The organism is Mycobacterium sp. URHB0044 (assembly GCF_000620625.1).
In the GTDB taxonomy this organism is placed as follows: Bacteria; Actinomycetota; Actinomycetes; order Mycobacteriales; family Mycobacteriaceae; genus Mycobacterium.
This window is the reverse complement of the sequence record NZ_JIAW01000004.1, coordinates 333,377-355,518: the sequence shown is the minus strand read 5'-3', so window position 1 is coordinate 355,518 and position 22,142 is coordinate 333,377. Positions and strand designations below refer to the sequence as shown.

Annotated in this window: 19 protein-coding genes; 12 read left to right on the top strand and 7 right to left on the bottom strand. The window is 66.0% G+C overall.

Going from position 1 to position 22,142, the window contains the following annotated elements:
• Positions 1 to 43 precede the first annotated feature (43 nt).
• A complete protein-coding gene (locus N536_RS0110945; protein WP_029113649.1) occupies positions 44 to 1,387 on the top strand; it encodes an NAD-dependent succinate-semialdehyde dehydrogenase in 1,344 nt (447 codons plus the stop codon).
• A gap of 7 nt (positions 1,388 to 1,394) precedes the next feature.
• On the opposite strand, the gene N536_RS0110940 is transcribed toward N536_RS0110945, so the two are convergent.
• The 4 genes from N536_RS0110940 to N536_RS0110925 form a co-directional block, all read right to left on the bottom strand.
• Complete coding sequence (locus N536_RS0110940; RefSeq protein WP_029113648.1) at positions 1,395 to 2,489, bottom strand: diguanylate cyclase; 1,095 nt, start codon at positions 2,487 to 2,489, stop codon at positions 1,395 to 1,397.
• Between the two features lie 170 nt (positions 2,490 to 2,659).
• The gene (locus N536_RS0110935; protein WP_029113647.1) at positions 2,660 to 2,980 is read right to left on the bottom strand and encodes a hypothetical protein; all 321 of its coding nucleotides are present in this window, start codon (positions 2,978 to 2,980) and stop codon (positions 2,660 to 2,662) included.
• Entirely contained in the window at positions 2,977 to 4,287 is a 1,311-nt protein-coding gene (locus tag N536_RS0110930; RefSeq protein WP_029113646.1) for an acyclic terpene utilization AtuA family protein, read from the bottom strand. Before N536_RS0110930 ends, N536_RS0110935 begins: the two co-directional genes overlap by 4 nt.
• A 17-nt stretch (positions 4,288 to 4,304) precedes the next feature.
• Entirely contained in the window at positions 4,305 to 5,651 is a 1,347-nt protein-coding gene (locus tag N536_RS0110925) for a CitMHS family transporter (protein WP_029113645.1), read from the bottom strand.
• 94 nt (positions 5,652 to 5,745) lie between these two features.
• On the opposite strand from N536_RS0110925, the gene N536_RS0110920 reads away from it, so the two are divergent.
• Positions 5,746 to 6,693, top strand: coding sequence for a LysR family transcriptional regulator (locus tag N536_RS0110920; protein ID WP_029113644.1), 948 nt, complete (start codon positions 5,746 to 5,748; stop codon positions 6,691 to 6,693).
• Between the two features lie 13 nt (positions 6,694 to 6,706).
• Complete coding sequence (locus N536_RS0110915; RefSeq protein WP_029113643.1) at positions 6,707 to 7,900, top strand: MalY/PatB family protein; 1,194 nt, start codon at positions 6,707 to 6,709, stop codon at positions 7,898 to 7,900.
• On the opposite strand, the gene N536_RS0110910 is transcribed toward N536_RS0110915, so the two are convergent.
• Genes N536_RS0110910 through N536_RS0110900 form a run of 3 tightly spaced genes read right to left on the bottom strand, consistent with a single transcriptional unit; the run spans position 7,897 to position 10,811 of the window.
• On the bottom strand, positions 7,897 to 8,658 hold the full coding sequence (locus N536_RS0110910; protein ID WP_029113642.1) for an SDR family oxidoreductase: 762 nt from the start codon (positions 8,656 to 8,658) through the stop codon (positions 7,897 to 7,899). The genes N536_RS0110915 and N536_RS0110910 overlap by 4 nt on opposite strands.
• On the bottom strand, positions 8,655 to 9,686 hold the full coding sequence (locus tag N536_RS0110905) for a (R,R)-butanediol dehydrogenase (RefSeq protein WP_029113641.1): 1,032 nt from the start codon (positions 9,684 to 9,686) through the stop codon (positions 8,655 to 8,657). Before N536_RS0110905 ends, N536_RS0110910 begins: the two co-directional genes overlap by 4 nt.
• A gap of 42 nt (positions 9,687 to 9,728) precedes the next feature.
• A complete protein-coding gene (locus N536_RS0110900; protein ID WP_029113640.1) occupies positions 9,729 to 10,811 on the bottom strand; it encodes an ABC transporter ATP-binding protein in 1,083 nt (360 codons plus the stop codon).
• Positions 10,812 to 11,104: 293 nt separating this feature from the next.
• Between N536_RS0110900 and N536_RS38050 the strand changes: the two genes are divergently transcribed.
• The 9 genes from N536_RS38050 (at position 11,105) to manD (ending at position 22,138) form a co-directional block, all read left to right on the top strand.
• Positions 11,105 to 12,178, top strand: a complete 1,074-nt coding sequence (locus N536_RS38050) for a LacI family DNA-binding transcriptional regulator (RefSeq protein WP_051574405.1) — start codon at positions 11,105 to 11,107, stop codon at positions 12,176 to 12,178.
• A gap of 138 nt (positions 12,179 to 12,316) precedes the next feature.
• Entirely contained in the window at positions 12,317 to 13,648 is a 1,332-nt protein-coding gene (locus tag N536_RS0110890) for an ABC transporter substrate-binding protein (protein ID WP_029113639.1), read from the top strand.
• Positions 13,649 to 13,698: 50 nt separating this feature from the next.
• Positions 13,699 to 14,673 carry a carbohydrate ABC transporter permease gene (locus tag N536_RS0110885; RefSeq protein ID WP_051574404.1) on the top strand — a complete coding sequence of 325 codons (975 nt, stop codon included), beginning with the start codon at positions 13,699 to 13,701 and terminating at the stop codon, positions 14,671 to 14,673.
• Complete coding sequence (locus N536_RS0110880; RefSeq protein WP_029113637.1) at positions 14,670 to 15,596, top strand: carbohydrate ABC transporter permease; 927 nt, start codon at positions 14,670 to 14,672, stop codon at positions 15,594 to 15,596. The genes N536_RS0110885 and N536_RS0110880 overlap by 4 nt, the downstream gene beginning before the upstream one ends.
• Positions 15,596 to 17,950 carry an aldo/keto reductase gene (locus N536_RS41425; protein WP_081809145.1) on the top strand — a complete coding sequence of 785 codons (2,355 nt, stop codon included), beginning with the start codon at positions 15,596 to 15,598 and terminating at the stop codon, positions 17,948 to 17,950. The genes N536_RS0110880 and N536_RS41425 overlap by 1 nt, the downstream gene beginning before the upstream one ends.
• The gene (locus N536_RS0110870; RefSeq protein ID WP_029113636.1) at positions 17,947 to 18,816 is read left to right on the top strand and encodes an amidohydrolase; all 870 of its coding nucleotides are present in this window, start codon (positions 17,947 to 17,949) and stop codon (positions 18,814 to 18,816) included. The genes N536_RS41425 and N536_RS0110870 overlap by 4 nt, the downstream gene beginning before the upstream one ends.
• Before the next feature lie 111 nt (positions 18,817 to 18,927).
• Positions 18,928 to 19,938 (top strand): LacI family DNA-binding transcriptional regulator, encoded by a 1,011-nt coding sequence (locus tag N536_RS0110865; protein ID WP_029113635.1) that lies wholly within the window; start codon positions 18,928 to 18,930, stop codon positions 19,936 to 19,938.
• The gene (locus N536_RS0110860; protein ID WP_029113634.1) at positions 19,935 to 20,924 is read left to right on the top strand and encodes a 2-hydroxyacid dehydrogenase; all 990 of its coding nucleotides are present in this window, start codon (positions 19,935 to 19,937) and stop codon (positions 20,922 to 20,924) included. Before N536_RS0110865 ends, N536_RS0110860 begins: the two co-directional genes overlap by 4 nt.
• On the top strand, positions 20,921 to 22,138 hold the full coding sequence (gene manD, locus N536_RS0110855) for a D-mannonate dehydratase ManD (RefSeq protein WP_029113633.1): 1,218 nt from the start codon (positions 20,921 to 20,923) through the stop codon (positions 22,136 to 22,138). Before N536_RS0110860 ends, manD begins: the two co-directional genes overlap by 4 nt.
• The last annotated feature ends 4 nt before the right edge of the window (positions 22,139 to 22,142 follow it).

Sequence of the window (22,142 nt, the reverse complement as noted above, 5' to 3'; positions counted from 1 at the left end):
TTTGACCGACTTTCCTCAACCAGAAACGAAAGGCGACATCGACATGAGCTTGTACGCGGTGACCGATCCGGCGACCGGCGGCGTGGTGAAGGAGTACCCGACAGCGACCGACGAACAGGTCGAACGGGCCGTGGCGAACGCTGCAAGAGCTCACCGCGAGTGGTCTCGAGGCTCCACGATCGCCGAGCGCGCCGCCCTGATCGGCACGGTCGCCGGACTGCATACGGAGCGTCGCGACGAATTGGCCGCAATCATCCAGCGCGAGATGGGCAAACCGCTGGACCAGGCGCTTGGAGAGGTGGACTTCAGCGCGATGATCTACCAGTACTACGCCGACAACGCCGAGAAGTTCCTCGCCGATGAGCCCATCGACCTCCTCGACGGTGACGGTTCGGCGTTGATCCGGCGCGGCTCAGTGGGCGTGCTGCTCGGCATCATGCCTTGGAACTACCCGTACTACCAGGTGGCTCGCTTCGCCGGGCCGAACCTGGCCGCTGGCAACACCATCGTGCTCAAACACGCCCCGCAATGCCCCGAATCAGCGGCCGCGCTGCACCAGATATTCCTCGATGCCGGGTACCCCGAGGGCGCCTACGTCAACATCTATGCCACCAATGAGCAGATCGCTAAAGTCATCGCCGACCCACGCGTACAAGGGGTTTCGCTCACCGGCTCCGAGCGTGCGGGAGCGGCGGTCGCCGAGATCGCCGGCCGCAACCTCAAGAAGGTCGTGCTCGAACTCGGCGGCTCCGACCCGTTCATCGTGCTCAGCGCCGACGACCTCGACGCGACGGTGCAAGCCGCAGTCGACGGCCGGATGGAGAACACCGGGCAGGCCTGCAACGCCGCCAAGCGCATCATCGTCGCCGAGGAGATCTATGACGCCTTCCTCGACAAGTTCACCAAGAAGATGCTTGAGAAGACCGACGGACTGGCCCCACTGTCCTCGGTGGCCGCAGCCAAGCGCCTCGACGAACAAGTCAAGCGCGCTGTCGACGACGGCGCAACGATGACCACGCTGGGGGAGCGGAACGGCGCGTACTTCCCACCGGGAGTCTTGACCAATGTGTCGCCTACCGCACCGTCGGCCAAGGAGGAACTGTTCGGTCCCGTGGCCACCGTGTACGAGGTGGGCTCCGAAGACGAAGCCATCGAATTGGCCAATGACACGCCGTTCGGGCTTGGCTCATACCTATTCACCACCGATCCCGACCAGGCCACGCGCGTCGCCGACAAGATCGAGGCGGGCATGGTGTTCGTCAACGCGGTCGGAGCCGATGGCGTCGAGCTGCCGTTCGGCGGCGTCAAGCGGTCCGGCTTTGGACGTGAACTCGGCCGCTTCGGCATCGACGAGTTCATCAACAAGAAGCTGATCCGCATCGGGTGAGGCGATCTCAGGACAGCGACGGGCCCTCGGTGACGATGACGACGCGGTTACCGCCGCAGGCCTTGGCCTCGTACATCGCCGAATCGGCAGCGGTGATCACGTCGTCGAGGTCTGAATCGGATCGCGTGCAGATGGCCATGCCGACGCTCACCGTAATGCCGGGCTGGCCGGGCGCAGAGACCGCCGAACGGATCCGCTCGGCGACCGTCGCGGCTTGACCGACCGGAATGCGGTCCACCACCAGAAATTCCTCGCCGCCCCAGCGCACGACGACGGCGTCCGCGCGCACGCTCGCACGGATCCGGCGTGCCGTGCGGATGAGCACGTCGTCACCGACAGCGTGTCCGAGAGTGTCGTTGACTCCCTTGAAGCCATCGACGTCGATGAGTAACGCACACAAGTGTGCATCTGGATGCACCCCGTCCGTGAGTCGCTTCACCGACGCCGCCAGACCGCGACGATTGGTCAGTTCCGTCAGGGGATCGGTCAAGGACTGCATCGAACTGCTCTGTAGCAACCAGAATCCGAACTGCAGCGCCGGCAGGATGCACACGGTGACCAACAGGGCGATTACGGCGCGGGAGGCAGCCAACTGCAGCCCGTTGGCCGGTGTCGTGGAAGCCAACCACACGGCGACAGCCACGACCGCAGCCACGCACCAGGCGATGTGGACCAGGTGCAACCGCGGACCGTGGAAGAACACGACATAACCGCCCGCACAAAGCAATAGGGGGATACCCGACATCGCGAGGTGCGGATCGCCGAACAGCACCACCGACAGCGTCATGAGGGCATCGACGAATACCACCAGCGCCGCCGACTGCCGAGCGGTGGGCCAGGGGAGCAGCGCCCAACGCGCCGCCCATCCGAGGGAACCCACCGCCACCACGGCCCAGCCGATCCGAATCACCAGACCGTCGGAGATGGGAGGAACGAAGACGTTTACCGCTGCGAGCGTCCCCATGATCGCACCGATACCGGCGATCACATATCGCAGCACCGACAACATTCCGGAGCTTCGAAGGAACTCGATCCGCCACTCGTAGTCATCGTGCTGGCGCCACCATCGGAGCAGCAGGCTACCGCCAGCTCCGTCGCTCACCGGCTCATCATCGTGTCCCCGGCGAATTCCGTCAAGCGACTCGCTTACCAGACTCTTCGCGCCGGCGGACGTGATAGAACCAGGTAGCGGAGTGTTCGTCGCTTCTTCGGCGGGCGGACGGCATCGGCGTCGAGGCGTCCACAGCTAAATCCCGCGAGTACTTGCCCCCGTCAGTCCGGGCTCGGAATCCGCATGCCGAGTAGCCGCGAGCTCAGCGACTTGCCGTGGCTGTCGAGAGCCAGCGACGTGGTGACGCCGCCGTCGAGCGCGTTGGCACAAACGAATTGCAACCCGCAGATCGACGGAACCTCGTAGCGCACGACGTCCCCGGTGACGTAGTCGGCGAGGTGGCTCTTGACATGCTCCGCCGTCACATGTGTTCGGAGCCAGTCGTAGTCGTGGTCGTCGAGAGGGAACAGCGACAGGATGGCCGTATCACCCTTGTCGCCGGCGCGCGCGTGCGCGAGTTCGCGTAGGAACACGGTGTTCACGTCGTCTCCAGAATCTCGGTGCTCGATGTGACGGCGGCGCGGTCGATGAACGTCGACAGGATTCCGATGACGTCGGTGACCGTGGTGCGGACACCGCCGCCGCCCGCGGGTCCGTTGAGATAGAGCGCTTCGACTTCGTGGTTGACGTGGCGCGCGTGGTCCGCGTCGGCCGTCATGGCGGCCACCCGCAGCCGGCATTCGCCGTCGGCCATGGTGTTCGGGTCGTCGAGGGTGCCGATGACCTCGACCCGCGGGTCGATCCCGGTTCGCCGGATTCGTTGTGCCGCAATGTCGCCGGCCAATCGTGCGCGGTCGACGCAGCCGAGCCCGGCGTACGAGATCTCGGCTTCGCTGCGGAAGCCGGCGCGATATCCGACGCTGACCTTCAGTTGATCGGGGGGGCGGTGTCCCACCGCGCCACTGACGTGCACGCGGTCGGTTCCGACGTTGCGCACCGACACGGAGTAGACGTCGAGCGTCACATCCGGTGTGACGTAGGCACCGGGATCGCCGAGCTCGTAGAGCAGTTGTTCGCGCACGGTGCGGTGATCGATCAATCCTCCGGTGCCAGCCAGCTTTCCGATGACCATCGACCCATCGGAGGAGACGTCGGCGTACGGCAATCCGAGTTCGGCGAGCCCCGGTACGTCCTTGTAGCCGGGATCGGCGAAGTAGCCTCCGCTGACCTGGGTACCGCATTCGAGCAGATGGCCCGCCAGCGTGGCTGCGGCCATCCGTGCTTCGTCGGCGGGATCCCACCCGAATCGGTCGATGAGTGCGGCGACGAACAGTGATGGGTCGGCCACCCTGCCCGTCAGGACGACGTCGGCTCCTGCGGCAAGGCCGGGAAGGAGGCTCTCGGCGCCGAGATACGCGTTGGCGGAGACGATCTGACCGTGCGATCCCAACGGCTTGCCGTCTTCGAGCGCTGGTGCTTCTTGGTCGACGAGGTCCAGCACGTCGTCGCCGGTGACGACGGCGACGCGGCAGGCCAGGCCCAGTTCTTCGGCGACCGTGATGGCCAACCGCCCAGCCTCGAGCGGGTTCGCCGCGCCGAGATTGCTCAAGATTCGGACCCCGCGCGGAATGGTCTCGGGTAGCAGGGCACGGAAGCGTTCCTCTGCGTACAGGTCGTATCCCTGCGACGGATCGGTCGCCTTGCGGGCCTGCGCCAGGGCGATGGTCCGCTCTGCGAGACATTCCAAGATGAGATCGTCCAGATCGCCGCCGCGAACGAGATCTACGGCGGAATCGATTCTGTCACCGGCGAATCCCGCGCCGGTGCCTAATCGAACCACGGTGGGCACGGCAGTCCTCTCGTCTCTCACAGGCTGAGGGCGCCGGTCGCCAGCGCCACCGCGGTCATGACCAATGTCGTGGCGAACGCCCACCCGAAGATGTAGCGCTGATGCTTGCCCAGCTCCACCTGTGCCATGCCAACGAGAATGAACGTCGACGCGGTCAGCGGGCTGAGCGGGAAGCCGGTCGTCATCTGGCCCAGGATCGCGGCGCGGCCGACCTCAGCAGGGTCTCCGCCGAACGACGCCGTGGTCTCGGCGAGCACGGGCAAGACTCCGAAGTAGAAGGCGTCGGGCGTGAACACCAGACTCAAGGGCATCGAGAGAACGGCGGTGATCACCGGCAGCAGGCCTGCCGCGCTGTCGGGAACTACTCCGACGAGGCCCTCGGCCATCGCCTTGATCATGCCGGTCCCCGACAGGATGCCGGTCAGCACGCCGGCGGCGAAGATCATCGACACCACCAAAACGACGTTGCCGCCGTGCTTCTCGAAGAGCTCGCGCTGCTGCTGCCACGTCGGCATGTTGACCGCCACCGCCAGGGCGAACGCCACGACGAAGGCGACCTCCAGCGGGAGCAGTTGGAAGAGCAACACGATCACCAAGGCGACCGTCAAGACGACGTTGAAGACCTGGCGACCACGCGTGACCAGTCGCTGCCGCGTCGACAGATCATGCTCGTGCACAGTTCCCGGTCCACTAGGCGTGCGCTTGACGGCGGCCAGATCGTCGGTGGGTGAGGTTTCGTCCACCTCGCAGACACCGATCTTGGACCGCTCTCGGCGGCCGATCAGGTACGCCGCCAGCAGCACCCACGCGATGCCCGCGCCCATGGCCGGCAGGACGGGAATGAACAAATCGGCGTTGCTCAGATGAAGCGCCGCCATCGCGCGGACCGTCGGACCGCCCCACGGGATCATGTTCATCACGCCTGCCGCCAACGCCACCACCCCGGTGAGAACCAGGGGACGCATGCCGATGCGCTGGTAGATCGGCAAGAAGGCCGACACCGCGATCAGAAACGTGGACGCCCCGTCACCGTCTAGGGCCACGAGAAGCGTGACGATCGCGGTGCCGACGGTGATCTTCATCGGATCTCCGCCAGCCCAACTCAGAACACGCTTGATCACCGGGTCGAAGAGGCCCAGGTCCACCATCAGGGAGAAGTACAGAACGGCAAAGGCGATCATGACCGCCACCGGGGCGACCTTGAGCACACCCTCGCCGATGAAGGTCCCGAGCTGCGAGCCGTAACCGCCGATCACGGCAAAGGCGATGGGCACCAAGACCAAACAGATCAGCACTGACGCGCGCGTCCACAACGTCAGTGCGAGGAAGACTCCCACTGTCAAAAACCCGAGGGTCGCAGTCATGTCTGCTCCTGTAACGGCGATCACATTGGCAGACCGAGTATCGGTTGGCCGACCTACTTACGTCCAACATGGATATGGCATAGATTTATGCGCTGTGCGCATACCGGTGACGTTGAGCCAGCTCGAGGCTGTGGTGGCCGTGGCCGCCGAACGCAGCTTCAGCAAGGCCGCCCGAGAGCTGCTGGTGGCACAGTCGTCGTTGAGCCGGACGGTGGCACAAGTCGAACGGCTCTACGGCGTGCGGTTGTTCGAGCGCACCACCCGGCAACTCGAATTGACCAACGAGGGTGAGCAATTCATCGCGATGGCGCGGGCCATCCTGGATGTCTATGGGCAAGAGACCGCCGACTTCTCGGCCTACCTCGCCGGCACGAAGGGCGTCCTGCGGCTCGCCGCGTTGCCGTCACTGGCGGTCTCGCTGTTACCGCCGATGATCACCCGTTTCCGGCATCGCTACCCCGAGATCCTGGTGGAAGTCGAAGACGTGCTCGCGGGGCAGATCACCGAGTACGTCCGCAGCGGCGCCGTCGATCTCGCCGTCACCGCGGCACCGCCCGAAGCGATGCAGCCGGCGCTGACCGCGGCAGGGATCGTGTTCGAGGCGATCGCCGTCGATCACTTCCATTGCGTACTGCCCGTGGGCCATCGTCTGCTCGACCAGCCGACGATCGACTGGATCGACCTTGCGGGCGAAGCGTTCATAGCGTTCGACGATGCGAGCTCCGTCCGGATGATCGTGGATGCCGCACTGGCCGGCCACGGCGTGGTGCCTGCTCGTCTGATCAGTGCGCGCAACGTCGCATCGATAGCCGGAATGTGCGCGGCAGGCCTCGGGGTCTCGGCAGCACCGGGTTTCGTGCTCCCGCTGATGGCGATACCGGGAGTGGTGACGCGGCCGATCGGAACCGAACCCGTCATCCGTCGAATCGGCGTGCTCCGCAACACCCGGCGGCGACCCTCCCCGCCCTCCCGGCAGTTCCTGGACATCATCGACGCCGCGGCACACGACATCGACCTCCCGGTCGCCGCGTACTGGCTCTAGGAGAATCGACGGCATGCCATCCCCCCTCGAGCAACTGAGCCTCGAACAGTTGCGGACCCGCACGAGCATGAAGTGGCGAACCCACCCCGCCGACGTACTTCCGCTGTGGGTGGCGGAAATGGACGTTCAGCTTGCGCCGCCGGTCGCCGACGCCCTCCGCGACGCCATTGATCGCGGAGACACGGGCTATCCGTACGGAACCGGTTATGCGGAGGCAGTGCAAGAGTTCGCGCACGATCGGTGGGGATGGGATGGCATCGACGTGGCGAGGACGGCGATCGTTCCCGACGTCATGTTGGGCATCGTCGAGGTACTGCGCCTGGTGACCCCAGCGGACGGTGCCGTGGTTATCAATTGCCCGGTCTATCCGCCCTTCTATGCCTTCGTCGAGCACATGGGACGCCGGGTCGTCGAAGCCCCGCTCGGTGCCGACCGCAGGATCGACATGGAGACGCTCGACGAGGCGTTCAGGTCCGCGACGGCCGACGGCGGCGCCGCCGCATACCTGCTGTGCAATCCGCACAATCCAACGGGGACAGTCCATTCCGGCAAGGAGCTCAGCGAGGTCGCGGCGCTGGCGAACCGGTACGGGATCCGCGTCGTCGCCGACGAGATCCACGCGCCGCTGATCCTGTCGGGAGCGTCCTTCACGCCGTACCTCAGCGTTCCTGGAAGCGACGACGCCTTCTCGGTCGTGTCGGCATCCAAGGGTTGGAACCTCGCCGGGTTGAAGGCCGCCGTGGCGATAGCCGGACCCGCGGCGGCCGCAGACCTCGACCGAATGCCGGAAGAGGTTGGCCACGGCCCGAGTCACCTCGGAGTGATCGCCCACACCGCCGCGTTTCGCGAAGCGCGGCAGTGGCTCGACGATCTGCTCGTCGGCCTCGACGCAAACCGGCGCCTCCTGGGCAGCCTGCTGCGGCAGCACCTGCCCATGCTGACCTACGCACCACCCGAGGCCACCTATATGTCCTGGCTCGATTGCCGTTCACTGGATGCCTCCCGACCGGATGCGCCGTCGGGGCGCCGCGGTGTCGTCAGCGATCTCGAAGGGCCTGCAGCGATGTTCCTCGACAAGGCGCGCGTGGCCCTGAGTTCCGGACATGTCTTCGGTACGGGTGGGGCCGGGCACGTGCGGCTCAATTTCGCTACGTCCCAGGACATTCTGACTGAGGCCGTGACGCGGATGGGCTCCGCGGTCGGTTAGCGGCCGAGCCACCCACCGTCGACGGGCAACGTGATTCCGGAGACGTAATCAGAAGCGGAGCTGGACAAGAACACCGCAGCGCCGCCGAGATCGCTGGCCTGGCCCCAACGACCGGCCGGGATGCGTTCGAGGATGGACCGGCTGCGATCTGGATCGTCTTGCAGCGCTTGGGTGTTGTCGGTCGCGATGTAGCCTGGCGCGATGGCGTTCACGTTCACGCCGAGCGACGTCCACTCGTTGGCCAATGCCTTGGTGAGCCCGGCGACGGCGGACTTGGACGCCGCGTATCCGGGCACATTGACGCCGCCCTGAAAGCTCAGGAGCGAGGCCGTGAAGATGATCTTCCCGTGTCCGCGGGCGATCATCGAGCGCCCGACGGCCTGGGTCAGCACGAACTGGCTGTCCAGGTTCACCGAGAGAACGCGGTCCCACATCTCCAGAGAGTGTTCGGCGGCTGGCTCCCGTTCGATCGTTCCCGCGTTGTTGACCAGGATGTCTACCGGGCGTGCTGCCAGCTGGGCACCGAGTTCGATCACCGCGTCGCGGTCGTTGAAATCGACTTGGTAGCCGGTGAAGTCACGGCCTGCTGCCTCGACGCGGCGTTGAACGTCGCTGCCGGTGGATTCCAAACTGGCGCTGACGCCGATGATGTCGGCACCGGCGCGGGACAGTGCTTCGGCGATCGCCAAGCCGATGCCGCGCCTGGCCCCGGTGACTACTGCGGCCTTCCCGGAGAGGTCGAACGGTGTGGTGGTCACTTGGGGTCCTCGCTGGCGCCGAGATCGATGAGCACCTTCATTGCCTTGCCTGCCTCCAGATCCGCGAACGCGTCTGCGGTTTGGGTGATGGGCCGGATGCTGCTGATCAGCGCGGCCGCCGGGATGACGCCACTATCGAGAAGTTCGATCGCCCGCTCGAAGTCGGTCCGCTCGTACACCCGTGCTCCAAGAAGTCGCAGCTCACGCCAGAACACGCGCTGCAGATTGATGGGACGGGGCTGCGGGTGGATGGCAACGACGACGACGGTGCCGCGCACCTTCACGAGATCAGTTGCCGCGAGCACCGCCGAGGCAGCTCCGGAGACCTCGAAGACCACGTCGGCGCCCGCCCCGGCGGTCCAATCCTCAACCCAGTCGACCTGATCGGTGCTGGTCGGATCCAGCACGTCGAACCCCAGCTCGGTGATGGCTGCGCGGCGGCCCTCGTCGAGTTCGACGACCACCACCTTGGCTCCGGCGTGCCGCGCGACGGTGGCGATCAAGACTCCGATCGGGCCCCCGCCGAGAACCACCACGTGGTCACCCGCTGCGACCTCCCCGCGGCGCACGTCGTGGACGGCGACCGCGACGGGTTCCACCAATGCGGCGTGATCGAGACGCAAGCCGGCCGGCAGCCGTACCAGGACATCGGCGTCGACGTTCCAAAACCGTTGCAGCGCACCGGGGGAGTCGATTCCGACGAAGTCGAGATTCTGGCAGATGTGTTGGTGTCCGGCCCGGCAGCCGGGACACGTGCCGTCCCAGCGCAGTGGCATGACGGTGACGTGATCCCCGACTCGCCACCCGGTAACCCCGTCACCGACCACGGCGATCCGACCGCTCATCTCGTGGCCGATGATGGCGGGGATGTCCACCCGGGCGTCCATGTGACCATGGAAGATATGGAGGTCGGTACCGCAGATGCCCGTATAGGCCACCTCGATCCGGACCTGGCCCGGGCCCACGGGTTTGGGGTCGAGGTGACGAATCTCGATGTTTCGGGCGCCCAGGTAGTTCGCGGTGAGCACTGCGGAATCCTCTCGCTGCGGGTCGACGGGATGATGGGAACGCTACGCACGCAACCGAATTCCGGTGGCGGTGTCGAAGAGGTGGACGGCCGTCGAATCGGTACTGACCTTGATGGTCGAACCCTTGGCGTGGCTTATCTGACCCGGTACGCGAACCACGATGCTGCTCGGCGTCCCTTCGACGCCGGACGTGCCGTAGACGAAGGCATCTGCACCGAGTTCCTCGACCAACGTGACCTGCACTGGTAGTCCGTCCTGGCCGTCACCGACGACCCGGAAGGACTCCGGCCGGACGCCGATGGTGACTGCGCCGGTCGCCTTCGCCAACGCCGCACGATCCACCGGAATCTCGTGGCCGCCGACGATGGCGCGCCCATCGCGAATCTCCGCGTCTAGCAGGTTCATCGCGGGTGACCCGATGAAGCCGGCGACGAACACGTTCGCTGGAGTTCGGTACAGCGCGAGGGGAGTGTCGACCTGTTGGAGGATGCCGTCCTTGAGGACTGCGACGCGGTCACCCATGGTCATCGCCTCGACTTGATCATGGGTGACGTAGACGGTGGTGACACCGAGTCGCTGTTGCAGCGCCGCAATCTGTGTCCGGGTCGAAACCCGAAGCTTGGCATCGAGATTCGACAGCGGCTCGTCCATGCAGAACACCTGCGGCTGTCGCACGATGGCCCGGCCCATCGCCACTCGTTGGCGTTGCCCGCCGGACAGCGCCTTGGGCTTGCGCTCGAGGTACTCGCGAAGATCCAACAGGTCGGCCGCCTCGTTGACTCGGGCGATGCGTTCGGCCTTGCCGACACCGGCGACCTTCAGTGCAAACGCCATGTTCTCCGCGACGGTCATGTGGGGGTAGAGCGCGTAGTTCTGGAACACCATCGCGATGTCGCGGTCCTTCGGCGGCACGTGGGTGACCGAACGATCGCCGATGAGAATGTCGCCGGCCGTCACCTCCTCCAATCCGGCGAGCATCCGCAGGGACGTCGACTTGCCGCAGCCCGACGGACCGACGAACACCATGAACTCACCGTCTCCGATGTCGATGTTCAGATCGCGAACCGCGGGGTGTTCGGCACCCGGGTAGGTGCGCTCGGCGTTTCGGTAGGTCACGGAAGCCATGACGACAACATCCCTTCACCGGCAGGCACGTGCCGGACGATTCGGTGCGGATTGTGCGGGCACATCGGAGTGGTTCGGTCGGACGCGGTGTCCGTGCCGCCTCTGTCGAGACGGTTGGTAGACGCGCCGAATGGGTTGGCGAGCTTGCGAAGCCATGGCCGTGCCATTCCTCGGGCCATTGGTCGGGGTGGGCGGTTGCAGCGGTCCACATCACCCGGTCTAATATTGGTCAAACGATTGCGCACATGTCAAGGACCACGGAGGGGCGATGATGGTGACGACGCGGACTGCCGATGGCTAGGGACCCGAACGGTCCGGTTCCACGGCCCCTCGATGCCAAACAGCGCCACGCGGCGACGCTCGGGGATGTCGCAGCCCGCGCCGGGGTGTCGATCTCGGCGGTATCACGCGTGCTCTCGAATGCACCTTCGGCGCGGGTGAGTGAGGCAACCAGGCAGCGGATCGTCGAAGCGGCCGGCGAGCTGCACTACCGCCCGAACTTCGCCGGGCGGGCACTGAAGTCCGCGCGGACTCAGGTGATCGGTCTGGTGGTGCCAGATCTCACCAACGCGCTGTTCACCGAACTGATGCACGGCGGCGAGGACGAAGCTGCCGCTCGCGGCTACACACTGCTGCTCGGCCGCGCCGATGACGTCCGGCCCGGCGGTGAGGTGATCGGGCGTCTGATCGGGGAGAACCGGGTGGACGGCATGGTGGTGCAGGTTGGCGACAGTGTGCCAACGGCAGGTCTTGGCGGTTTGCTCGACTCCGGTGCGCCCATCGTGCTGATCAACTCGGCCTACCGCGGCCATCCTGGGTCGGTCGTCCTCGACGACGAAACCGGCGCTCGGATTGCGACGGAACACCTTCTCGCGCTGGGCCACGAGCGCATTGCGCTGGCCAATGGGCTGCCACGCTCGTTCACGGCCAAGCGGCGACGGGTCGGCTACTACTCCGCGATGGCAGACGCCGGCGTCCCGGTGCCGCCCGGCTATGAAACACGATTGGGATATGCACCGGCGAATGGGCGCTCAGCACTCGAATGCCTGATGGCGCTCGACAATCCACCGAGCGCGGTCGTCGTCGCGAACGTCAACGCCGCAGTGGGACTTCTCGGTGCTGCTCGCGATCTGAAGATCCGTGTGCCCAAGGACCTTTCGGTCGTCAGTGTGCACGACTCGTGGACGGCGGAGAACACCTGGCCACCGCTGACCGCGGTGAAGATGCAGTTCTACGCAATGGGACGCACGGCCGTCCATGCCGTGATCGACCGGATCGAGACGGGGGTGACCGTCGACGAGGTCATCACCGATCCTGCGCCGGAGCTCATCGTCCGGCAGTCGTCTGCGCCCTTCAAGCGGCGCTGACGAGCCGTTTCCCACGGCGAAGGCGATTTCTTGCTCAAACGATTGACCAACATCACGCAAGTGGTCTAACGTTTGAGCAGCCGCGCGCTTCTCATCGACTCGCGCCGCACATTCACGACAATCCCAAGGAGTTTCTTGATGAAGTCGAGGAATGCCCGTTCGGGCATGAAGGCCGCCGCCGGGATCGTCGCAGCGGCCGCGATGCTGCTAATGGCCGCCTGCAGCAGCGATTCGGGAAGCGGTACGGCGGCCGCGCCGACGGATTCCGGCGGGGCCATCACGGTGTGGGTCGACCCGCCCCGCGTTCCGGCGGCAGAGGCCTTCAAGAAGGCGCATCCCGAGATGGACGTCACGATCAATCAGATCGACGGCACGGTCGGCGGGAAGACGCTCCAGCAGCAATTCGCCCAGTTCAATCAGGCGGGCAAGGGTTGGCCAGACGCCATCTTCTTTCCGTCGAACGACGACATCGCCTGGGCCACCGGTGCGCAGATCGACTACGCCGCTGACCTCACCGACCTCGTTCCCGACGTGATCAAGGGCTACGACGGAGCGGTGAACGAACCGTGCAACGTCGACGGCCGAGTTCGGTGCCTGCGCAACGACGCCGCACCGGATGTGTTCTGGTACAACAAGAAATTCTTCGACACGAACGGCTACACCGTCCCGAAGACCTGGGAGGAGTACGCCGATCTGGCGGTCAAGATCGCCCAGGAACACCCCGGGAAGATCGGCGGGTTCACCGGAGATGCCTACGCTCCGGATCGTTACCTCTGGGCCTCTGGCTGCCCGACCAACCAACGCGTCTCCGAAACCGTGGCCCACATCGATCTGGCCGATCCCAAGTGCCAACGCGCCGAGGACCTGCTGTCGACCATGGTCAAGGGCAAGGCCCTCTCGCCGCTCGGCATCTTCGACGCCGACGCCGCCAAGGTAGGCGCGAACCTGGTGATGAGCCCGGGTGCGGCATGGTGGGGCGACTACCTGTTCAACCAGACGTGGAAGATCCCGGCCGGTGAGATGACCGCCGTCGAACCGCTTACGTGGCGTGGGGACACCAAGCCGGCCACCGGCGACGAGGGCGGCGGCCTGTGGGGAGTGTCCAAGCACATCACCGGCAAGCAACTCGAGAACACCCTGACCTTCGCACGTTTCGTCGCGACCGATCCCGCCTGGCAGGTCGAACTGTCGACCGGTCTTCCCGCGTACGGTCCCGTCCGAGATGCGTGGATCCAGAAGCAATCTCGGGCGAACTACTTCGCCGACAACGACACCACGTTCGCAGCGATGAAGGCGGCCATCCAGTTCGTCCAGCCCAACCACTCCTACATGCTCTACAACACCGGCAGTGTCTGGACCGAAACGCTCGCGCCCGCGCTTGTCGACGGCAAGAGCGTCGAGGAGGGCTGGAGCGCGTTCGAGAGCGAGTTGCTCAACCAGGCAAAGGCAATGGGTTACACGGTCAACTGACCGGTCCCGTGTTCAGTCCGGACCCTGCCCAGCAGAACTAGGAGAACCGAATGACGAACGGGCTGACCGTCGCTCCCGTCGTGCGCGCTCCGGTTGCGGTCGCGTCGCGCCGGCCGCGCCGCTCCCAGGGACGGCTATCGGCGGAGACCCGAGGCGCGTGGCTGCTGAGCACCCCGTACCTCGCGCTGCTGATGATCGGTGGCATCATCCCCGTCGGCTATGCGATCGTGACGGCCCTCGAAACACCGTCGACCCCGCTGCACCCACGTTCCGAGTTCGGCAGCGTGGAAAGCTTTCGAACCGTCGTCACCGACTTCCGCTTCGTTGACACGTTCATGAACGTGTTTGCCACACTGGCAGTTTGGCTGCCGATCATGATGATCGGCATCGTGGCTCTGGCGCTGCTCGTCCACGCAAGCCCGGGCGCCTTCGGTGCGACGATGCGGTTCGTCTACTACATCCCCGGCGCCCTGGCCGGGGTGGCCAACCTGGTGCTGTGGGTGTACCTGCTCAATCCGAGCCAATCCCCGATCGAAGGCGTCTGGCACGCGTTGGGCATCGACACCATCAAGCAGGCGGTGGCGACGCCCAACCACCTGCCGTTCATCCTCACCGCGATGATGTTCTTCCAGGGCGTCGGTTCCTGGATCATCGTCGTCAACGGTGGCCTCAACGGCATCTCCGAGGAAGTGCTGGAGGCGGCGAGCCTCGACGGCGTCAACGCCTGGCAGCTTGCCTGGTACGTGAAGCTGCCGATCATCCGGCCATGGCTGGGCTACGCCGCCCTGATGAATCTGGCCTACGGCTTCCAGCTGTTCCTCGAGCCTCAGTTGCTCGACCAGGTCGCCAGTAACGCGCTGCCTGACCAGTGGACACCGACACAGCTGGGCTACGCATTCGCGTTCAGCAACTACAACTTTCCCGCAGCGGCGGCGATGTCGCTCATCCTGCTGGTGATCACCCTGTCCATCGGGTTGCTCATCGTCTTCCGCAGTGGCTTGTTCGGAACCGAGGAGCCGTCATGAGCCAGCTCGACGTCCGCTCGGCACGGGTCGAGTATTGGACCGTCGGCCGCCTTGCGCGAGTGGTCACGATGCTCTTCGTTGCAGCGATCTTCGTCTTCCCGATCGTGGGATTCATCGCGATGGCCTTCCGCTCCGAGCACGGAGTCGACACCGGTGCCGGCGGATTCCTGGGGTTGGGGGACGTCTCGTGGAGCAACGTCGTGCACAACTGGTCACAGGTCAACGGCTTCGGGCCGAATGGCGGCCTGTTCACGCAGTGGATTCTGAATTCACTGTTCGTCGCCGGTGGAGGGGCGCTATTGGGTCTGGCCGCCGCACTTCCTGCCGGTTACGCCATGGCGCGGTTGAGGTTTCGCTTCCGCAGGGTCATCTTGATGATCACGCTGGTCACAATGGTCATGCCCAATACGGTCCTGGTCATCCCATTGTTCCTCGAGGTCAATGCCATCGGGGCGGTCGGTGAACTCTGGCCGGTGCTGATCATCATGGGGTTCTTTCCATTCGGCGTATACCTTTCCTACATCCACTTCATGACCACGATGCCGCGAGAGCTGGTCGAGGCCGCCCGCATCGACGGGCTGTCGGAGGTGGCGATCTTCTGGCGGATCGGTCTGCCGATTTCCAGGCAGGCGGTGGTGCTGGTGGGCTTCTTCGCCTTCGTGGCCAACTGGACGAACTTCTTTCTGCCGCTGGCCTTGTTGTCCTCCAACCAGGACAACAACACACTCTCGATCGGGATCCAGCAGCTCATCGGGGCCAGTCCGCTGTTCAACCCGACCGTAGCTGCCGGTCTCGACGTGAAGCTCTACATGCCACAGCTCGCGCTGGCCACCTTCATCTCGATGCTTCCCTTGCTCATCGTGTTCGTGGGTGCGCAGAAGTACCTCATCCGAGGTGAGACCGTGGGGGCGGTCAAGGGCTGATGCCTGATGGCTCCGTGATCCCCGCACGCACACGTGGACGGACCAGCTTCACCGAACTGGGACTCGGTGGCGCCCAATTGGGAAACCTGTACCGCGGGATCAGCGACGACGATGCGCGACGCATCGTGGATGCCGCCTGGGACATGGGCATTCGCTACTTCGACACCGCGCCCCACTACGGACTGGGTCTCTCGGAACGTCGCCTTGGCTCGCTGCTGAGGGAGCGGCCCCGGGAAGAGTACGTGCTGTCGTCGAAGGTGGGCCGACTGCTCGAGCCCGACGCGAACGTCGCAGGCCGCATGGACGATGAGGGTTTCGACGTCCCCGCCACCATGCGCCGGAGATGGGACTTCAGCCGTGACGGCATCCGCCGTTCGGTGCACGAGACCCTCGGTCGTCTCAGACTGGACCGCCTGGACGTCGCCTACCTGCACGACCCCGAGAACCATTGGGAGCAAGCGCTCGCCGAGGCCGTGCCAGCGCTGATCGAGTTGCGGGAGGAAGGCGTCGTCGGATCGATCGGAGCCGGGATGAACTTCACCGACCCTCTCATCGAACTGATTCGCGACGACCATGGAGTCGACTTGGTGATGTGCGCAGGCAGATACACCCTGCTCGAACAGGCCGACGATCTGGTCGATCTGGCATCGGAACGCGGCGTCGGCGTGGTCGCCGCAGGCGTCTACAACTCCGGTCTGCTGGCGACGCCGCGGCCGGGCCCCGACCCGAAGTACGACTACGCACCGGCCCCCGTCGAACTCGTCGCTCGCGTCGAGGCAATCGCGGCCGTCTGCGAAAGCCATGGCGTGACACTGCCAGACGCCGCACTTGCCTTTCCGCTGCGCCACCCGGCTGTCATCTCCGTCGTGGTGGGTGCTGCGAGTCCCGAGCAGGTCGCCGACGCCGCCAACCGCTACCACCGTCCGATTCCGGACGCCTTGTGGTCGGATCTCGCTGCCGCGGGTCTGATCTCCACACGCGCCGGAAGATCACACCGCCCGCATTCAGGAGCTGCCATGACCCGCATCACTTCCGTCGACGTCACCGACGTGCGCTTCCCGACATCGCTGTCGATGGACGGCTCCGACGCGATGAACAAGGACGGCGACTACTCGGCGACCTACGTCGTGCTGCGCACCGACGATCCCCAACTCGCGGGCCATGGCTTCACCTTCACCATCGGCCGGGGCAACGACATCTGCACGCTTGCCGCTCGACGGCGAGGCGAACCCCTGGTCGGTCGCGACGTTGCCGGCGTGGTCGGTGACCTCGGCGGGACGTACCGGGACCTGGCAGCCGACTCTCAATTGCGCTGGCTCGGACCCGACAAGGGCGTCGAGCACCTCGCCATGGCCGCAGTGATGAACGCGGCCTGGGATCTCGCCGCACGCGTAGCTGGAAAGCCGTTGTGGCGCTTCCTCTCCGAGATGAATACCGAAGACCTGGTGGACACCCTCGACTTGAGCTACCTCAGCGACGTGCTGACCAGGCAGGAGGCCATCGACATGCTGGGCGAGACGATGCTCACCCGCTCCGCGCGCGTCGCCGACATGGAACGCACGGGCTACCCCTGCTACACCACCTCGGCGGGTTGGCTCGGCTACTCCGACGACAAGTTACGAGAACTCGCCGCCCAGGCGATCGCCGATGGCTATCGCCACGTCAAGCTCAAGGTCGGTGCCAACCTCGAGGACGACATCCGGCGCTGCACGATCGCGCGCGAGGTGATCGGCTGGGACGCCCACCTCATGATCGACGCCAACCAGGTGTGGGACGTGCCCGAAGCCATCGAATGGGTCAACGCGCTGGCGAGGTTCAGGCCACTGTGGATCGAAGAACCCACCAGCCCCGACGACGTCCTCGGACACGCGGCGGTCCGGAAGGCCGTGGCGCCCATCGGCGTAGCCACCGGTGAGCACGGCATGAACCGCGTGCTGTTCAAACAGCTGTTCCAGGCCGAGGCCATCGACTACTGCCAGCTCGATTCGGCGCGGCTGGCGTCGATCAACGAGATCATCCCGGTCTATCTGATGGCGAAGAAGTTCGGCGTGCCGGTGTGTCCACACGCCGGCGGGGTAGGCCTGTGCGAATTGGTGCAGCACCTGTCCGTGTTCGACTACGTTGCGGTCGCGGGCACGACCGAGAACCGGGTGACCGAGTTCGTCGATCACCTGCACGAGCACTTCACGGATCCCTGCGTGGTCGAGCGCGGCGCGTACGTGCTACCCACGAAACCCGGCTATAGCGCTCAGATGTTCCCGGCGTCCGTGGCCGACTATGCCTACCCCGACGGCGTGTACTGGTCGACCCGTCACCCACGTGCGGCGGTGGTGTCCGAGGCAGCCGTCCGATGATCATCGATGCGCATCAACACGTTTGGGACCTGACCCGGGCGCCCTATCCGTGGCTCGGCCCGCACGTTCCGCTGTGGAATCGCACCTTTGGGTTCGAGGAACTCGTCCCGCACCTTGCTCGCAATGGCGTGGAGGCCACGGTTTTGGTGCAGTCCGATGACGACGACGGCGATACCGACCTGATGTTCGAGGTGGCCGACGCCCACCCAACTGTGGTGGCGATCGTCGCCTACCTTCCGCTGGATCGGCCCGAGCATGCCGCCGCACGTCTCTCCGAGCTCCGCCGGGACGACCGGGTCGTCGGCATTCGCAATCTGGTTCACCACAAGGCCGATCCGGACTGGCTCGTGAGCGCCTCAGTCGACGAGGGACTCGCCGTCCTCGAGGAGGGCGACACCGCGTTCGACTTCGTCTCCAACCTGCCCCGGCATCTCGAGCACGTGCCTACCGTCTCCGAACGACATCCCGGGCTTCGCATCGTCATCGACCACTTGGCGAAGCCGCCGATCGGCGCGCGCGACGTCGAGCCGTGGTGGTCGCTGATCGCCGCGGCGGCGCAGAATCCCCTCGTCAGCGCCAAGATCTCCGGCCTCTACCCCGACTCCGGGGAGTGGACGGTCGACGGTATTCGCCGTTTCGTCGATCGCGCGCTCGAGGTGTTCGGCCCGGAACGGCTCATGTTCGGCGGGGACTGGCCGATCTCGGTGGCCAGCGGTGGCTACGACCGCGTGTTCGCCGGGCTGAGGTCGGCGCTGTCGGGCCTTGACGCCGAAGAGGCAAGCCACGTCTGGTCGGGCACCGCCCGGCGGGTCTACCGGATCGAGCCCGCGCGTCTCGATGCAGCACGGGGAGCGTCGCCGGCCTAACGAGCTTCGTTGCCCGCTCAGCGACGGCAATAGTTGTGCAAGACCTTGACAACATTGCGCAAGAAGGGGCATCGTTGTGTCAGCCGTCACACGACAAACGAGGAGTGGCCCGTGGCACCGACCCTGACGCAGGTGGCCGAGCGAGCCGGCGTGTCCCTGTCCACCGCGTCGCGGGCGTTCAGCACGCCGGACCGGATCGGCGCGGACACGCTCGCGCGCATCATCGCCGCCGCCGACGAGATCGGTTACAGCGCCGCGCGGGGTACCGAGCGGCGGCAGACAGCGACCACCATCGCCGTGGTGGTGCCCGACATCGGCAACACCGTGTTCGCGTCGTTCGTCAAGGCGGCTCAGGCCCAAGGGTGGCACCGCCGCCAGACGGTCGTGCTCACCGACACCGACGGCAGCGCCGACCACGAACGCGAAGTGGTGGGGGAGCTGCAGGGTCACGTCGACGCCCTGGTGGTGTGCGCACCGCGGCTGCCCGCGGAGGACATCGTGCAGCTCGCCGGCGACACCCCGCTGGTGCTGGTGAACCGGTTGTCCGATGAATGCGACTGCGTGGTGGCCGATTCACGCGACGGCCTGCGCCAGGCCGTCGACTACCTGTTCGCGCTCGGCCACACCCGCATCGCCTACGTGCAGGGTTCGGCTCAGTCATGGTCGAATGCGCAACGCACGGCGGCGGTCGAGGAGCTGTGTGCCGACCGCGGGGTCCGGCTCGACGTCCTTGGCTGGCAGCAAGAGACACCGGCCGGCGGGCACGCCGCCGCCGCGAGCGTGATCGCCACCGGCGCCAGCGCCGTCATCACCCACAACGATCCGATGGCCATCGGGCTCATCAACGGCGTTCGCGCCATGGGCTTCTCGGTGCCGAACGACCTCAGCGTCATCGGCATCGACGATTCGCCGCTTGCCCAGCTGTTCCATCCCACCCTCACCAGCATCAGCGTGCCGATGGCTCGCGCCGGAGTCGTCAGCGCCGATCTGGTGGCGCAACGGGCGGCGGAACCCGACGCCGCGCCGCGGATCGTCCACCTGCCCACCCAGCTGGTCGTCCGCGAGTCGAGCGGGCCCGTCCACGACCGCGTCTTCGGCCGGACGGAAGGTAACCCGGAATGAGAATCGTCGTCGCCGACGCGAATTTGACGCCACACCGCGAGCGGTTCGAGAGCCGGCTACCCTCCGGGACCACGCTGGTCTGGCACGACGAGCCGCACGGCGACGCCGTGGCAGCCGACATCCCCGATGCGGAGGTGTTCGTCGGCACGAAACTCCCGGCGCCCATCGCCAAGCTGGCACGCAACCTACGGCTGGTTCACGTCAGCGGAGCGGGCACCGACGGCATCGCGTTCGATGCACTGCCGGCGGACGTGGTGGTGGCCAACACGTTCAACCACGAGCAGTCGATCGCGGAGTATGTCGTCGCGACCGCCATCCTGCTGCGTCGCCGGTTCCTCGACCAGGACCGGCAGTTGCGCAAAGGCGTCTGGGCGACGTCGGTGTACGACGACGCGCTGACCCAACCCGACGCGCTCGGCGCCGCACACGTCGGCTTCGTCGGATTCGGGCACATCGGCCGCCGATGCTGGAACCTGTTGCGGCAGTTCGGCTGCAGCGGATCAGCAATCACGGGCCGCGGCGTCGTCGACGAGAGCGCAGGCTTGCGCTGGGCGGGCCGAACCGATCGCCTCGGCGAGCTCATGGCCGAATCCGACGTCGTCGTGGTGTCGGCACCCCTGAGCGAGAGCACCGCGGGCATCATCGGTGAGTCGGAGCTACGCGCTCTCGGACCGACCGGCGTCCTCGTCAACGTCGGCCGTGGACCGCTCGTCCAAGAGACGGCCATCTACGGGGCGCTGGCCAACCGGGACATCGCCGGCGCGGCGCTCGACGTCTGGTACGACTACCCGGCCAACGGAACCGGGTCACCCAGCCGGTTGCCGTTCGCCGAATTGGACAACGTCCTCATGACCCCGCACTCCTCGGGAATCACTCGTCAGACCTTCATCGGCCGCGTCGACGACATCACCGCCAACATCGGACGCCTGCAACGCGGTGAACCCCTACTCAATCTCGTTGCCGCCAAGGGAGGAACCCCCTCGTGACCGACCGCATCGTCGCCGCCGACGTCATCGTGTGCAGCCCCAGCCGCAACTACGTCACGCTGAAGATCACCACCGCCGACGGTGTCGTCGGCTACGGCGACGCCACCCTCAACGGTCGCGAACTCGCCGTCGCCTCCTACCTCAAGGACCACGTCGCACCGCTGCTCGTCGGCCGCGACGCCGCCAGGATCGAGGACACCTGGCAGTACCTGTACCGCGGCGTGTACTGGCGGCGTGGACCCGTCACCATGGCGGCGATCGGCGCGGTCGACGTCGCGCTGTGGGACATCAAGGGAAAGACGCTGGGACAGCCCGTATATCAACTCCTCGGCGGCTCCGTGCGCGATCGCGTGCTGTCCTACACCCACGCCACCGGCTGGGACCTGCCGCAACTGCTCGACTCCGTGGACAAGCGTCTCGCCGAGGGCTTCATCGCGGTGCGCGCCCAATCCGGGGTACCGGGCCTGGAGTCCGTCTACGGCGTACACCGCGACGCCGCCGGCTACGAGCCCGCCGCCCGCGGTGCCGCACCGGTGGAGGAGATCTGGGACACCGACGCCTATCTCACCCACGCCCCCGGCGTACTGCGGTCGGTACGCGACCACGTCGGCCCGTCGATCAAGCTGTTGCACGACGCGCACCACCGGCTCACGCCTCAGCAGGCGGCCCGGCTCGGCAAGGCCGTCGAAGACGTCGACCTGTTCTGGCTCGAGGACGTCACCCCGGCCGAGAACCAGGACGCGCTGCGGCTGGTGCGCCAGCACACCACGACGCCGCTGGCGATCGGCGAGGTCTTCAACACCATCTGGGACTGCCACCAGCTGATCAGCGGGCAACTCATCGACTTCATCCGGGTCGCGATCGCCCACGCCGGCGGAATCAGCCACGTGCGCAAGATCTTCGGCCTGGCCGAGGTCCACCAGGTGCGGGGCGCGCCGCACGGTCCCTCCGACGTTTCGCCGATCACCCTCGGCGCGAGCATCCACCTCGGGCTGGCCACACCGAACTTCGGCATCCAGGAATACATGGGCTACGACCCCCTCGTCGACGAGGTGTTCCCGCACGCGTGGAGCTTCTCCGACGGTTACCTCACTCCCGGCGAACAGCCCGGGATCGGCGTGGAGATCGACGAAGAACTCGCCGTGAAGTACCCGTACGACGCCGCCTACCTACCCGTCGCCCGTCGTCTCGACGGCTCGATGACCGATTGGTGATCCC

What these genes read in the sequence shown, in the direction of transcription:
- N536_RS0110945 (WP_029113649.1), top strand. Translation starts at nt 44, where the DNA reads ATGAGCTTGTACGCGGTGACCGATCCGGCGACCGGCGGCGTGGTGAAG.
- N536_RS0110925 (WP_029113645.1), bottom strand. Translation starts at nt 5,651, where the DNA reads ATGACTGCGACCCTCGGGTTTTTGACAGTGGGAGTCTTCCTCGCACTG.
- N536_RS0110915 (WP_029113643.1), top strand. Translation starts at nt 6,707, where the DNA reads ATGCCATCCCCCCTCGAGCAACTGAGCCTCGAACAGTTGCGGACCCGC.
- N536_RS0110900 (WP_029113640.1), bottom strand. Translation starts at nt 10,811, where the DNA reads ATGGCTTCCGTGACCTACCGAAACGCCGAGCGCACCTACCCGGGTGCC.
- N536_RS38050 (WP_051574405.1), top strand. Translation starts at nt 11,105, where the DNA reads ATGGCTAGGGACCCGAACGGTCCGGTTCCACGGCCCCTCGATGCCAAA.
- N536_RS0110890 (WP_029113639.1), top strand. Translation starts at nt 12,317, where the DNA reads ATGAAGTCGAGGAATGCCCGTTCGGGCATGAAGGCCGCCGCCGGGATC.
- N536_RS0110885 (WP_051574404.1), top strand. Translation starts at nt 13,699, where the DNA reads ATGACGAACGGGCTGACCGTCGCTCCCGTCGTGCGCGCTCCGGTTGCG.
- N536_RS0110880 (WP_029113637.1), top strand. Translation starts at nt 14,670, where the DNA reads ATGAGCCAGCTCGACGTCCGCTCGGCACGGGTCGAGTATTGGACCGTC.
- N536_RS41425 (WP_081809145.1), top strand. Translation starts at nt 15,596, where the DNA reads ATGCCTGATGGCTCCGTGATCCCCGCACGCACACGTGGACGGACCAGC.
- N536_RS0110870 (WP_029113636.1), top strand. Translation starts at nt 17,947, where the DNA reads ATGATCATCGATGCGCATCAACACGTTTGGGACCTGACCCGGGCGCCC.
- N536_RS0110860 (WP_029113634.1), top strand. Translation starts at nt 19,935, where the DNA reads ATGAGAATCGTCGTCGCCGACGCGAATTTGACGCCACACCGCGAGCGG.